Source organism: Streptomyces olivochromogenes (genome assembly GCF_021538895.1).
Classification (GTDB): domain Bacteria; phylum Actinomycetota; class Actinomycetes; order Streptomycetales; family Streptomycetaceae; genus Streptomyces; species Streptomyces olivochromogenes_A.
Map to the genome: position 1 here is coordinate 26,330 of NZ_JADDRL010000032.1, position 12,996 is coordinate 39,325.

Annotated in this window: 11 protein-coding genes and 1 tRNA gene; 7 read left to right on the forward strand and 5 right to left on the reverse strand. The window is 69.3% G+C overall.

Annotated features, from left to right (window positions below):
- From IPZ69_RS18155 to IPZ69_RS18165, 3 genes are all read right to left on the reverse strand, one after another.
- Window positions 1–891: an alkaline phosphatase family protein gene (locus IPZ69_RS18155; RefSeq protein WP_235455179.1), complete on the reverse strand. Its 891-nt coding sequence runs from the start codon at window positions 889–891 to the stop codon at window positions 1–3.
- A gap of 331 nt (window positions 892–1,222) precedes the next feature.
- Window positions 1,223–1,891 carry a TetR/AcrR family transcriptional regulator gene (locus IPZ69_RS18160; RefSeq protein ID WP_235455180.1) on the reverse strand — a complete coding sequence of 223 codons (669 nt, stop codon included), beginning with the start codon at window positions 1,889–1,891 and terminating at the stop codon, window positions 1,223–1,225.
- The gene (locus IPZ69_RS18165; RefSeq protein WP_235455181.1) at window positions 1,888–3,183 is read right to left on the reverse strand and encodes a PucR family transcriptional regulator; all 1,296 of its coding nucleotides are present in this window, start codon (window positions 3,181–3,183) and stop codon (window positions 1,888–1,890) included. Before IPZ69_RS18165 ends, IPZ69_RS18160 begins: the two co-directional genes overlap by 4 nt.
- Window positions 3,184–3,369: 186 nt before the next feature.
- Between IPZ69_RS18165 and IPZ69_RS18170 the strand changes: the two genes are divergently transcribed.
- From IPZ69_RS18170 to IPZ69_RS18195, 6 genes are all read left to right on the forward strand, one after another.
- Window positions 3,370–4,128 carry an ABC transporter ATP-binding protein gene (locus IPZ69_RS18170; RefSeq protein ID WP_235455182.1) on the forward strand — a complete coding sequence of 253 codons (759 nt, stop codon included), beginning with the start codon at window positions 3,370–3,372 and terminating at the stop codon, window positions 4,126–4,128.
- Window positions 4,125–4,931, forward strand: a complete 807-nt coding sequence (locus IPZ69_RS18175) for an ABC transporter ATP-binding protein (protein WP_235455183.1) — start codon at window positions 4,125–4,127, stop codon at window positions 4,929–4,931. Before IPZ69_RS18170 ends, IPZ69_RS18175 begins: the two co-directional genes overlap by 4 nt.
- The gene (locus IPZ69_RS18180) at window positions 4,928–5,818 is read left to right on the forward strand and encodes a branched-chain amino acid ABC transporter permease (RefSeq protein ID WP_235455184.1); all 891 of its coding nucleotides are present in this window, start codon (window positions 4,928–4,930) and stop codon (window positions 5,816–5,818) included. Before IPZ69_RS18175 ends, IPZ69_RS18180 begins: the two co-directional genes overlap by 4 nt.
- Complete coding sequence (locus tag IPZ69_RS18185; protein ID WP_235455185.1) at window positions 5,815–6,936, forward strand: branched-chain amino acid ABC transporter permease; 1,122 nt, start codon at window positions 5,815–5,817, stop codon at window positions 6,934–6,936. Before IPZ69_RS18180 ends, IPZ69_RS18185 begins: the two co-directional genes overlap by 4 nt.
- A gap of 5 nt (window positions 6,937–6,941) precedes the next feature.
- Window positions 6,942–8,219 carry an ABC transporter substrate-binding protein gene (locus tag IPZ69_RS18190; protein WP_235455186.1) on the forward strand — a complete coding sequence of 426 codons (1,278 nt, stop codon included), beginning with the start codon at window positions 6,942–6,944 and terminating at the stop codon, window positions 8,217–8,219.
- A 142-nt stretch (window positions 8,220–8,361) separates the two neighbouring features.
- On the forward strand, window positions 8,362–8,586 hold the full coding sequence (locus IPZ69_RS18195; protein ID WP_235455187.1) for a helix-turn-helix domain-containing protein: 225 nt from the start codon (window positions 8,362–8,364) through the stop codon (window positions 8,584–8,586).
- Window positions 8,587–8,739: 153 nt separating this feature from the next.
- Here IPZ69_RS18195 and IPZ69_RS18200 read toward each other — a convergent pair whose 3' ends face one another.
- Window positions 8,740–9,753: an amidohydrolase family protein gene (locus IPZ69_RS18200; RefSeq protein ID WP_235455188.1), complete on the reverse strand. Its 1,014-nt coding sequence runs from the start codon at window positions 9,751–9,753 to the stop codon at window positions 8,740–8,742.
- Between the two features lie 374 nt (window positions 9,754–10,127).
- On the opposite strand from IPZ69_RS18200, the gene IPZ69_RS18205 reads away from it, so the two are divergent.
- Window positions 10,128–10,201: transfer RNA gene (locus tag IPZ69_RS18205), tRNA-Met, on the forward strand.
- 382 nt (window positions 10,202–10,583) lie between these two features.
- Here IPZ69_RS18205 and IPZ69_RS18210 read toward each other — a convergent pair.
- The gene (locus IPZ69_RS18210) at window positions 10,584–12,935 is read right to left on the reverse strand and encodes a discoidin domain-containing protein (RefSeq protein WP_235455189.1); all 2,352 of its coding nucleotides are present in this window, start codon (window positions 12,933–12,935) and stop codon (window positions 10,584–10,586) included.
- Window positions 12,936–12,996 lie beyond the last annotated feature (61 nt).

The following is a 12,996-nucleotide window of genomic DNA, read 5'->3' on the forward strand; positions in this document are numbered from 1 at the left end:
TCAGTTCCAGATGCCGGTGATGTCGGATGCCGTGGCGGCGTTGCCCGCGTGCGTGGTCAGACCGGCCAGGTCCTCGACGGTGCGCAGCACGTTGTAGTGGTTGTAGGCCGTGGAGCTGGAGCTTCCGGGCGCGACGTGCTGTCCGTAGAGGACGGTGGGGATGCGGTTGCCGGACAGCTTGTTGTCCTCGTCGAAGGTGACGGCGAGGATGCTGTTGTGGCTCTGGGCCCAAGTCGCGTAGGCACCCAGGTTGTTCTTGATCCAGGTGTCGCCCGTGGAGACCGAGCAGTCGTGCATGTCACTGCACAGGTTCGGCACCACGAAGGAGACCTTCGGCAGTGTCGTGTAGTCGGTCGGGAACTGTGCCATGGTCATGGCGGTGTTGGTGGGCACGTTGGAGAAGCCGAACCACGGGTTGTGCTTCTGCGCGTACTTGCCGCTGCTGCACACCGTCGAACCCTGGCTGGGCAGCGACTCGTTGTAGCTCTTCCAGGTCTTCCCGGCGGCGATCAGCTCGGAGGCGAGGTTGGGCGCGGAGATGGAACCCACCGGGACGCAACTGTCGTCGGTGCGGCCCTGGTTGGAGCCCGAGAAGAGCATGTAGTAGTTCGGCTCGCTGGGGTGGGTGAGGCCGTAGGACTGGGTGAGGTTGGCGCCACCCGCCTTGAGGGTGTTGTTGATGTACGGGGCGCTGGAGCTGCCGATGACCTGCGAGTAGGCGTGGTTTTCCATCACCACGACCACCACGTGGTCGGGGGCCGGGAGAGCGGCGGCCTGAGCGGGGGAGGTCGTGGCGGCCCACAGACCGATCGACGTGGCGGTGAGGGCGACAGCCCCGGCGAGTGCGGCGAGCGGGCGACTGGTGCGCTTGGGAGCCTTGACGGCGGTCATGACGGTCCTCCGGACAGAGGTGACGGTCGTGTGGGGAGCGGCGCGGCAACCCTAGAAGTCCCAAGCACGCCCTGCGTGAAGGGCAGACGAACGGTGGACTCCGCCAAGCAAAGGTCACGCACAAGTCACGTAAAGCGAAGGCCTGTTGAGCAGGCGTCGCCTCCCCTCGGCCAGGTCCTGGCCGTCCTTGCTGCATCCGCACACGACTCCGTCGGCAGCGGGCAACTGCTGGACGTGCCGACCACGGCCCAGTTCCAGGGCACGGGTGGTCGTGCGGCGCTCGATGTCACCAGAGTGGCGTGCAGGTGGTGCTCACCGTCCGCGTCGCGGTTCAGCCGGGCCGAGTCGACAGGTGGGTGAGGATGCCGCACACCTCGTCCACGATCTCCCGGGCCTCTGTCTCGTCCGCGCAGTCGCCCAGCTCGCGCGCCGCCCCTCCGATGACCGTGGTCAGCACGATCACCCTGACCCGGCCTGCGCGGTGCCGCTCGTCGACCTGTAGCAGTCTGGCGTTGCGCCGTACCCATGCCCGGTCCCATTGGCGGCGCAGCGCGTCGAAGCCCGCCGGGCCGTCGTCCTCGGCGAGGAGCCTGCCGAGTGGCCGGTTGTTCCAGATACCGTCCAGGTAGGCCCGTGCGCCCGCGGTGAAGACGGCGACGGGGTCGTCCACCCCGTGGCTGCGCGCCGCGGCCAGCGCTGTCGCGGTCCGGCGTTCTTGCTCCTCCCGGAACTCCTCCCACAGCGCCAGATACAGCCCGCGCTTGCCTCCGTAGTGCTGGAAGAGGCTGCCCACGGGGATGCCGGAGTGTGCCGCTATCTCGGCGAGGCCGGCATCGGCGTAGCCGCGCTCGGTGAAGACCTTCAACGCCGCGTCCAGGAGCGCGCGTCGGAGGGGGAGCTCCGGCTTGCTGGGTTCTTCCGGCAAGCGGGATGTCCCGTGCTCGTCGGGCCGATGACGTGCCGCCACGTCGGTACCAGCAGGCTCCACGAAGCCGCTCATCGGCAATCCCCACCTTCCCCGGCCTCGTCGCGGATGGCGAGGGCGACCAGCAGTTCCAGGAGGTCTGCGATCCGGCGTGGATTGCATCCGGTGCGTTCCTCGATGCGGCGCAAGCGGTAGTGCGCCGTGTTGTGATGCACCCGCAGTCGGTCGGCGGCCAGTCGCAGGTTCAGATCCGCCTCCGCGAACGCCCGTATGGTGGCCGCCAGCGTGCCACCCCGTCTGCGATCCTCGTCCAGTAGCGCACGCACCCGGGGATCGACCAGCTGGCGGGCGAGGTCGTCGGCACGCAGCGCCAGGTAGTCGAAGGGGGACAGCCGCGGCAGCGCCGCCACCCCGCCACCATTCGGCACCAGGTCGAGGGCGGCCCTCGCCTCCTGGTAGGCGCGCGGCAGTTCGGCTGCGCCCCGGGCGACCGTGCTGATGCCCATGGACAGCACGGTTCCCTTGCGGCCGAGCCGCTGCTGCACGCCTTCGAAGTGGCTGCACATGTCCTCTTCGTCCATGCCGGCGCGCATCACGGGTACGGCCACCACCTCGCCCTGGCGCACGACGACGAGTGTCCTGCTGGCCCAGACGCCGGCGACGCTGATTGCCGCGCTCGTGGCGTAGCCGCTTTGCGCGGAGGCCAGGTCCCCGCTGGAAATGTCGCTGTCGCAGACCGCCACCACCACCATCATCGGCGAATGCGGCCCGATGCCGTACGCCTGCGCTGCGGCCAGCAGCGGACCACGCGTCGGTGCCACGCCCGCGAGGAGCTGCTCCAGCAGGTCCCGGCGTTCGCGGTCCGCGTCCGCGACGACGTGCTGTTGGTACTCCACATAGGCCTGCGCCGCGTGCGTACTGGCGTAGTCCACGTACCGCATCATGGGTGTGACGAGGGACAGCGCGGCCTGGTGTGCCGCTTCCGAGGCGCCCACGCTGGCCACCATCGCGTCCCAGAAGACCTGCCGGCCGACCCGGAAGGCGCTCATCCAGTCTTCCAGGGCGAACCCCGCTCGTGCTCTGCGCATGGCCGCCGCCCGGCTGAAGGCCAGGTCCTCCGGCGCGATTTCCCGGTCGTCGGCCAGTGCTGCCAGCTTGATGCGGTAGTGCGTGAGCACCTGGTCGCGTACGTCGTCGAAGAACGGCTCTTTCTGGAGCGCGTACGACGGGATCTCGGCACGCATCACGGTAACGGCGGTCTCCACCACGTCCTCGACCCGCTCCTCGACGGCGCGCAGGATCCGCCGCCGCTCTTGGAGCAGCGGTTCGGACAGACCTGGGGTGCCCAGGGTGAGACCGCGAGGCATGCGCAGATCGTTGCCGTCTCCTCGTGTCCCGTCAACAGGTGCGGTGGGGGAGATGTCGGCGGCATTGTGCGCCGCGCACAGGTCGGCGGACCCGAAGTTGGGTGCTCGCAACCAATGTGCGCCGGGAAGGCCCCCACCTACTGTGACGCTCGCCCACATCCCAGCACGTCGGAAGGGGCGTCACTCATGCTGACGGTCGACGGTATCACCGTGCGTTTCGGCGGAATCACGGCACTGGACGGTGTCGCGTTCACCGTCGAGCCGGGCACCGCCGTGGGGCTCATCGGGCCGAACGGAGCCGGCAAGACCACGTTGTTCAACTGCCTCACCAGGCGCTGTACCCCCGATGCGGGGACGGTGTCGTTCGACGGTGTGGACCTGCTCGCCCTGGCGCCGCACGCCGTGGCCGAGTGCGGCATCGCCCGCACCTTCCAGAACCTGGGCCTGTTCCCGCGGTTGACGGTCCGGGAGAACGTCATGGTCGGCGCCCACAGCCGGGGGCGTACCGGACACCTCGCGGCGGCGCTCCGGCTGCCCCGCGTCCGGCGGGAGGAGGCGGAACTGCGTGATCGGGCGGACGAACTGCTGCGGCGACTGGGCCTGGAGGACCTCGCCGACCATCCCGCATCCGGGCTGCCGTTCGGCACGCTCAAACGCGTCGAACTGGCCAGGGCCCTCGCGGTTCGGCCCCGGCTGCTGCTGCTCGACGAACCCGTCAACGGCCTCAGCCACGGCGAGGTCGGACAATTCGCGGATCTGGTCCGGTCGGTGCGCCGGGACTTCGACGTCACGCTCGTGGTGGTCGAGCACCACATGGGGTTCGTGATGGGACTGTGCGACAAGGTGGTGTGCCTCGATTTCGGGCGCAAGATCGCCGAGGGCCCGCCGGAGGACATCCAGCGCGATCCGGTCGTCATCGAGGCGTACCTGGGGGTGGCGGCGTGAGTGGGCCTCCCATCGACGGCACCGAGGCGGGGGAGACCGCGGAGCGGGACTTCCTGAAGGTTTCCGGCCTGCGTGCCGGATACGGCCAGGCCCGAGTGCTCCACGGCCTGGATTTCTCCGTTGCACGGGGCGAGGTGTGCGCCGTCCTCGGGCCCAACGGCGCCGGCAAGACCACAACCCTGAGAGCCCTGTGCGGCATGATCCGCGGCCGCGGATCGGTGACCCTGAACGGTGCCGAGTTGCTGGGCCGTTCCCCGGAGCAGGCCGCCCGGCTCGGTGTGGCGCACGTGCCCGAGGGCCGTGGCACCTTCAACGAGCTGACCGTCGAGGAAAACCTGCGTATCGGCGCGCACCTGCGCACGCGGGGCCGGTGGCGTGGCCGCGGCGAGCGTGCGGCCGTGGCGGCGGACCTGGAACGGATCTACGAGTACTTCCCCAAGCTGCGCCAGCGGTCCCGGCAGGCCGCGGGCAGTCTCAGCGGCGGCGAGCAGCAGATGCTCGCCATCGGCAGGGCGCTGATGCTGCGGCCCGCGCTGCTGCTGCTGGACGAGCCGTCCCTGGGGCTCGCGCCCTTGGTCACGCGTGAGCTGTTCGAGATCGTCCGCACCGTCAACCAGGAGGAGCGCACCACCGTGGTCGTCGTCGAGCAGAACGCTCAACTTGCGCTGGACATCGCGCATCAGGCCCACGTGCTGGAGGCCGGCCGCCTGGTGCTGTCGGGGTCGGCCGCGCAGATCCGTGAGGACGGGCAGGTCGCCGAGGTCTATCTCGGAGTTCCGGCCCGCTCCGGGCAGGGCGGGTGAGCACGTTGACAGATCTGCTCCAGCAAGTGGTGGAAGGGATCGGCTCCGGAGCGGTGTACGCCAGCCTGGCACTGGCCCTGGTGCTGATCCACCGGTTCACGGGGATCGTCAACTTCGCGCAGGGCGAGCTCGCGATGCTCTCCACGTACGTGGCCTGGCAACTGATGGCGTCCGGAATGCCGTTCTGGCTGGCCCTGCCGGTCACGCTGGCGGTGTCCTTCGTCGGCGGCATGCTGGTGGAGCGTCTCGTCATCCGCCCTGTGCAGGGTGCCCCCGAACTGACGGTGGTCATCGTCACCGTGGGCCTGTTCATCTTCGTCAACGCGGCGGCCGGTCTGATCTGGTCGTTCACCGTCAAAGCCTTCCCGCAGCCGTTCCCCGACGGCGGGATCGACCTGGCAGGGGTGCGCATGGACTGGTCCACCGTCGGGATCATCGGCGTGGTGGCCGTTGTGATGGGCCTGCTGTATCTGCTTTTCCAGCACACCTCGATCGGCCTGGTGATGCGGGCGGTCGCCTGCAACCCCGAGTCCGCCCGGCTGTCGGGCATCCGCGTGAGCCGCGTGCTGATGCTGGGCTGGGGGCTGGCCGCGACGGTCGGTGCCGTGTCGGGCGTGCTGGTCGCTCCGGTGCTGTTCCTGGAGCCGAACATGATGGGCGGGGTCCTCATCTACGCGTTCGCCGCGGCCACCCTCGGGGGCTTCGACAGCCCGGTGGGCGCGGTTGTCGGCGGCCTGTTCGTGGGAGTGGCCGAGACGCTGGCGGGCGCGTACGTGGACGTCATCGGTCCCGATCTGAAAGTCGGTGTGCCCCTCGTGATCATCCTTGCGGTACTGCTGGTGCGCCCCCAGGGCCTGTTCGGACGGGCGGCGGTGGAACGGGCATGAGATCGATGACCGCGGTCCTCGACCGCACCCGGCACGGGCGGTTCGCGCTCGCCGCGCTGCTCGCGGCGGCCGTCGCCATGGCGGTGCCCTTCTACTTCGCCCCCTTCCAGGTCTTCCAGTTGACCATGGTGCTGGTATACGCCGTGGCGCTGGCCGGACTGAACCTGCTCGTCGGTTTCGGCGGACAAATCTCGCTCGGCCACGGCGCGTTCTTCGCGGCCGGCGCCTACACTGCGGCGATCATGCTCGACCGGTTCGACACCGGTCACCTGGCCACCCTGCCGGTCGCGGCCGCGGCATGCTTCCTGCTGGGGCTCGGCTTCGGGGTGCCCGCGCTGCGGCTGCGCGGGCTGTACCTGGCGCTGGTGACCCTCTCCTTGGCTGTGTTCCTGCCGCCGCTGCTCAAGCGGCTGGAGGCCGTCACGGGCGGCTCCATGGGCCTGACGGTGGAAAAGCCGCAGCCGCCGGCCTGGAGCGGTCTGGCGGAGGACCAGTGGTCGTACTTCGTCGTCCTCGCGGTCTCGGCGGTGGCGCTCCTCGTGGCCCGCAACCTGCTGCGCTCCCGTGTCGGGCGCGCGCTGCTCGCGGTGCGGGACAACGAGAGCGCGGCCGAGGTCATGGGCGTGCGGCTGTCGCTGCACAAGACTTTCGCCTTCGCATGGAGCGCGATGTTCGCGGGTGTCGCCGGGTGCCTGTACACCTGGGTGATCGGCTTCGTCTCGCCGGACTCGTTCAGCTTCGTCCTGTCCATCACGCTGCTGGCCGGCTTGGTGGTCGGAGGGCTTGCATCGCTGTACGGACCGCTGCTCGGCGCGGCGTTCGTGATGTACGTGCCGAGCGTGGCCCAGGACCTCAGCGAGGCGGCACCCGGTGTGGTGTTCGGCCTGCTGATCATCGCGGTGATGTTCGTGGCTCCGACCGGGCTGGCCGGTCTGGCGAGCCGGGCTGGGGGTGCCGTCGCCCGTCGCCGCGCCGGCGCAGCCGCATCCGACCGATCGTCGGTGGCGGAGCCTCCGCCCGAGTCCACGTCCGAACCGTCCGCGCCCCGCACCCCCGTGGATCCCGAATCTGTCGAGGCCGAACCCGTGGGCGCACCGCCCCGCACGGAAAAGGAATGAATCACATGCGAAACATCACCGCTCTGCGGGCAGCCGCGGCAGCGACCGCCGCGCTGCTCACCGCGACGGCCTGCAGCACCCAGCGAGGGCAGGACGACCAGGGCACCGTCGCCGGCGGCACGTGCAAGGGCCAGCAGACCACGGGTATCACCGACAAGACCATCAAGCTGGGCGGGATATACCCGCTGTCCGGGCCGGCGTCCGCGTACGGCACGATCAGCAAGGGCGTCGCCGCCTACTTCAAGTACGTCAACGACCACGGCGGCATCGGCGGCCGCAAGGTGGATTTCGTCGTCCGTGACGACGGCTACCAGCCGCCCAAGGCGGTGGAGGAGGCCCGCCGGCTGGTCGAGCGGGAGAAGGTATTCGCCGTCTTCCAGACCCTGGGCACACCCTCCACGGCGGCCGTGTGGGACTACCTCAACCAGCAGAAGGTGCCGCAGCCCTTCGTCGCCACGGGCGCCTCCGTCTGGGGCACGGACACCAAGCACCCCTGGACCATCGGTTGGCAGCCCAACTACGTTGCCGAGGCACGGATGTACGCCAAGTACCTCAAGGACGAGAAGCCGAAGGCGAAGGTCGCGGTCCTCTACCAGAACGACGACTTCGGCAAGGACCTGCTCGGCGGTTTCAAGAAGGCTGTTGCCGGCAGTGGCGTCAAGGTGATCGCGGAGGAGAGCTACGAGGTCACCGACCCGTCGGTCTCGGCGCAGATGACGAGCCTCGCCCGCTCCAAGGCGGACGTGCTGCTGGACGTCACCACGCCCAAGTTCGGCAGCCAGGCCCTTGCCGCCGATGCCAAGAACACCCAGTGGAATCCGGTGCACATTGTGAACAACGTGTCCTCGTCCGCCGCGGTGCTCAAGCCGGTCGGCTTCAAGAACGTCCAAGGGGTGGTTTCCGCCACGTACTTCAAGGACCCTGCCGACCCGCGGTGGGCGCAGGACCCGGAGGTGAAGACGTATCAGGACGCGATGCACGAGTACGCACCTGATGCCGACCCGGCCAACCAGTTCAATGCCTACGGCTGGGCCGTCGCATCGAGCCTGCACAAGGCCCTGGACGCGATGAAGTGCCCAACCCGCGAAGGGCTGCGGGACGCGGTGCGCAACCTCAGGGACGTGAAGGTGGGCATGCTGCTGCCCGGGGTCACCCTGTCCACGGGGCCGGACGACGCCTTCCCGATCGAGACGCTGCAGTTGATGCGATTCAAGGGCGAACGGTGGCAACTCTTCGGCAAGCCCGTGGACACTCGCAAGGAGTTCGGTCCGCTCACTGATTGAGCGTGGGAGGGTCCGGGGGCGGATTTGGCCGCCCCCGGACGCCCGTGACATACCGACTGGTTAGTATCTCCGTGTTGCAATTTGCAGCGGCCCGCTCCTGCCCCACGGGCACAGGGACCGTCGATGGCATACCGCTGCTGCGATGAGCAAACCGACTGCGGCGGCCCGACGCCTCCTGACCAAGCGCGACGACCAGCGGGAGGCCACCGGTCGCAGGTTCTTGGACGCAGCGCTGGAGATTCTCGCGGAGCAGGGCTACCGCCGGCTGACGGTGGCGAAGGTCGGCGACCGTGCGGGAGTCGGCCGTGGCACGGTCAACTATCGCTTCACGTCCAAGGCCGGGCACGGCCCGGGTGCGCCCGGATAGGCGGACTGGAGGGGAGCTCCGCTGTGACGCGGAAGCGATGGTGCGCAGCCGCACGCTGCCGGCGGACGTTGTCCGGGTTGGGTTCGATGCGCTGGTTGATACCGACGCGGAAGTCCACGCCGACCGTGGCGGCCTCCCCGAGCAGGTTTCTCTTCACAGGCCGAACAACTCTGCTGCGTTGTCATGGCACACCGCCCGCAGCCACTCCTCTCCAAGATCCAGCCGCTCCAGGGCGTGCAGCTGGTGCACATAGGGATAGGGGAGGTTGGGGAAGTCGGAGCCGAGCAGGATGCGGTCGCCCAGCCCGGTGAGCCGGGGGAGGGCCCTGCGGGGGAACGGCATGAGCCCCTCGGCGAAGTCGGTGAACGCCATCGTCGTGTCCAGCCGGACCTCCTCGAATTGCTCAGCGAGGCCGAGAAACTCTTCGTATTCGGGCATCCCCAGATGCGCGACGATCAGCCGCAGCCGGGGATGCCGCGCCAGCACCCGAGCGATCGGCTTGGGGCCGGTGTGTTTGCCAGGGGCGGGCCCGGAGCCGCAGTGGATCACCACAGGGATCCGGGCCTCGGCCAGCAACCCCCATGTCTGCTGAAGGAGTTCGTCGGCCGGGTCGTACGCGCCCACCTGCACATGCGCCTTGAAGACGCGTGCGCCCGACTCGACGGCCTCCCGGACGTATGTCTCGACGCCCGGTTCGGGGTAGAAGGTGGCGGTGTGTAGGCAGTCGGGGGTGCGGCGGGCGAAGTCGGCCGACCAGCCGTTCAGCCACCGGGCCATGCCCGGCTTGTGCGGGTAGAGCATCGCGGTGAAGGCCCGTATGCCGAACTCCCGCAGCAGGGACGTCCGTTCCGCCTCCTCCGTCCGGTAGGTGATCGGCCACTCGCGCCCACCGGTCAGGGGTCCGAGTGAGTCGAAGTAGTCCCAGACCTTGTGCAGGACGCGCTCGGGCATGAAGTGCGTGTGGACATCGACCAGCCCGGGCAGACCGAGTCGGCTCCAGAAGCGCCGGACCTCACGGGTTTCCTCGCCCAGAGGCTCGTCACTCAAGGCATCTGGCGAATTCGTGGCTGAGTTCGGCCCCCTTGGCGACCTGGCATCGTGCGGGCGGTTGGGTGCGGCTTGTGCGCAACCGGCAGGGTCGACAGGTGCACTGGGGTGATCGTTCATGTCGCCCACGATCGGCCTGGGTGAGGTGGCGGGTCTACTCCTTTCCGTAAAGGGCCCGTGAGGGATCAATCACCCGGGTCGTAGGGATGACGTGCAGGCCAGGCTTCTAGCCAGTGTGATGCGCCAGAAACCCCTGATGGTTAGCCAGGTCCGCTTGGCTGCTGGGTGGCGCGACACGCGCCAGGTAGTCGGCGAGGGAAGTGAAGATCTCGTCGGCAAGCCCCCCAGCTGCTGATCACCTCGACGTCGTCCATGCTCGACCTTTACCAACTGAACCCGGCCCAGCGTCGGCTGACTGGAAGCGGCGGGCCTGCCCGACGCACAGCAAATTCGGCTGCCTGCGAGACAGGGGTGGCGTAGGGTGGAGCTACCGACGCGGGGTGGAGCAGCTCGGTAGCTCGCTGGGCTCATAACCCAGAGGTCGCAGGTTCAAATCCTGCTCCCGCTACGAGAGCCGAGGGGCCCGGCAGGAATGCCGGGCCCCTCGCCGTTTCCGCCCCCTCCGGCCCATCCGCAGCTGACAGGTGTGCGGCCCCGGCTCGGCGGTCACTCGTATGACCTTGTCGGTGCGCCGCTCGGGGCCGCTCTCTCGTAGGGCTCCAGAACGAAGCCGAGCTGGTCACGCGGGCCATGCAACAGCGGATTGAGCGCGCAGGTCATCTCGCCCAGCGCGCTGCAGCGGTGGTGACGGTGAGCCAGGTGGGCACGCTTCCCGAGCAGCCGCACGTCAAGGCCGCGCAGGCGCACCCTCACCGAGAGCGAACTGGACCCGCCGCGTGTGCATTGACTGTCCCGGCCGGGCGAGGGGTCGCCCGGCCGGATCCTCGGTCTCAGCCGATCGTCAGCATCCGGGCCTTGCTCGGCACCCCCTGGGCGTCGAGCGCGAACAGCATGTACGTCCCCGGCAGAGCGACGCCCGGGTCAGCCGGGATGTCGACCTGGTACGAGGTCCCGGCCGTGGCACGGAACGGCAGTGGCACACGGCGCTGGTCGTTGTCGGTGGAGTGGGTCGCCGCACTGGCGCGTACCAGGGCGAAGGAGGTGACCGCCTTGTCGGTGGTTACCGACAACTGAGTGCCGTTTTCTGCCCGGGCGGGCACCTGACCCGTGATGGCCGGCCGGGGCCTTTCGCTGCCGTCCGCCTTGAGCAGATACGGCGGGGTGAAGATCGCACCGTCCAGGTGGTTCGTGGCGCAGTCCCCGCACAGGCCCCCGCCGCCCGAGAAGATCCGGCCGTCCGGCAGCAGATTGGCGACGCTGTGGTAGTTGCGCGGCACGGCCATCGCCGCGGCGGGCGTGAACTTCCCGGTGGCCGGATCCCAGATCTCCGGGGTCATGACGGACGTCGCGTCGCTGAACGGAACGGGGTACGACTGTCCGCCGAACACCGCGACCCTCCCGTCAGGCATCACCACGCTGTTGCTGAACGCGCGCGCGAAGCGCATGTCCCCGGTACGGGCGCTCACCGGCTGTCCGCCGCCGCTCGCGTCGACGGTATAGGCACGGCTCGTGGCCTTGGCCTTCTCGTAGGCGGTGGCGCCGCCGAGGGTGAGCAACTTGTCGATGTCGTACGCGACCGCGTTGCCGTTCATGGCGTCCTGGCTGTCGGCACGGGTCCCGGCCGGCGCGATGGTCCCGGCGCCCGCCGTGGTGATCCAGTTCATCTGCTTGCTCGGACCGAGCTGCAGCACCCGGCCGTCCGAAGTGGCGTACAGCCACTCATGGTTGTCCGCCCGGTAGGGACCCGCCGGATCCGCGGTCATGGTCGGGGCTACGGGAACGCCGGGCAGGGTGCGCCACGTTCCCGTGGCAGGCGACCACACTTCGGCGTTCTTGCCGCCCGCGCCCCCGCTCCAGGAACCTCCCAGGACGAAGGCGTCGCCGTTGGACAGCAGGGTCATCGCCTGGTAGCCCCGGGGTAGGTGCATGTCCGCAGTCGACGTCCAGGCGTCCGTCGCCGGGTCGTAGATGCTGGCACGCTCCGCGTTGCTGCCGCCGGTGACCAGGACGCGCCCGTCGGACAGGATGGCGATCCCCGGGCAGAACATGTCGTGCCCGGTGTTGTCGATGCGCCGCTGCGAGACCTGACCAGTCGTCAGGTCCATGATTGCGGTCTGGGTGTAGCCATTGCTGCCGCCGAACCGGTCGACGCCGTACGCCGACCAGGCGAGCAGTTTGTTGTTCGGTAGGACGGCTGTGGCCACCGGGACCAGGGGGAAGCCCTTCACCGGACCCCACGCACCCGCTTGGGCTGGATCCGCCGGCCCGGCCAGCCGGATTTCGGCCGCCGAGGACCAGGGGCCGCGGCCGCCCGCCTCGGTGGTGGCGGTCAGGCGTACATACCGGGCCGTCACCGGCCGAATGAACGAGGCACCCTTGATCGTGTCGTCATCGGCCCAGGTGCCGGAAGCCACCGGGGCACCGAAGGACGCGCCGTCCGAGCTGGTGGTGACGATGAAGGCGCCGATCCGGCCGTTCGCGGAGCCCTGGCGCGGCTGATAGGTGAGCTGGGAGACGGTGCGGGGCCCCTTCATGTCGATGGTGATGCTGTGCGGCAGCGGAGCGGGGGTCCCCGACCACTTGCTGTGCCAGATGGTGTCGGCATCCCCGTCCAGCACGTTGGCAGCGCGTCCGTCCTCCCCGGCGCCCTCCTCGTCGCTTGCCGTGGCGGTCCATCCCTCGCGCGACAGGTCGACGACACCGGCGGTGGAGCCGGGATCGCCGAGCAGGTCGAGCTCCGCCGCGGACGTCCACGGACCCCGTCCGCCCGCTTCGGTCAGCGCCGTCAGCCGCACATACCGGGTGCCCTGTGCGGCGAAGGACAGCGTCTTGGCCGTGGCGTCGTCCGCGAGAGTGCCGGAGGCCACCGGCTGGCCCCACCCCCGGCCGTCGCTGCTCAGCCGGATCTCGTACTTGCCGATACGGCCGTTGGGGCTGACGGCCCGCGGCCGGTAGACGATCGCCGACACCACAGCGGTGCGGTGCATGTCGATGGTGATGCTGTGCGGCAGCGGAGCGGGGGTTCCCGACCACTTGCTGTGCCAGATGGTCGCGGTATCCCCGTCCAGCACGTTGGCGGCGCGTCCGTTCTCCGCGGAGCTCTCCTCGTCGCTGGCGGTCACCGTCCACCCGTCCCGGGGCAGCACCGGTGCGGCGGGTTCCATCGCGGATGCCGGCGCCACGGCGTGGTGTGGCGCGAACCCCGCACCGGTAGGGCCCGACACCCCTGAGCTGTCCGCCTTT

Coding starts and splice junctions, on each gene's coding strand:
- IPZ69_RS18155 (WP_235455179.1), bottom strand. CDS start 891: ATGACCGCCGTCAAGGCTCCCAAGCGCACCAGTCGCCCGCTCGCCGCA.
- IPZ69_RS18160 (WP_235455180.1), bottom strand. CDS start 1,891: ATGAGCGGCTTCGTGGAGCCTGCTGGTACCGACGTGGCGGCACGTCAT.
- IPZ69_RS18165 (WP_235455181.1), bottom strand. CDS start 3,183: ATGCCTCGCGGTCTCACCCTGGGCACCCCAGGTCTGTCCGAACCGCTG.
- IPZ69_RS18170 (WP_235455182.1), top strand. CDS start 3,370: ATGCTGACGGTCGACGGTATCACCGTGCGTTTCGGCGGAATCACGGCA.
- IPZ69_RS18185 (WP_235455185.1), top strand. CDS start 5,815: ATGAGATCGATGACCGCGGTCCTCGACCGCACCCGGCACGGGCGGTTC.
- IPZ69_RS18190 (WP_235455186.1), top strand. CDS start 6,942: ATGCGAAACATCACCGCTCTGCGGGCAGCCGCGGCAGCGACCGCCGCG.
- IPZ69_RS18195 (WP_235455187.1), top strand. CDS start 8,362: ATGAGCAAACCGACTGCGGCGGCCCGACGCCTCCTGACCAAGCGCGAC.
- IPZ69_RS18200 (WP_235455188.1), bottom strand. CDS start 9,753: ATGAACGATCACCCCAGTGCACCTGTCGACCCTGCCGGTTGCGCACAA.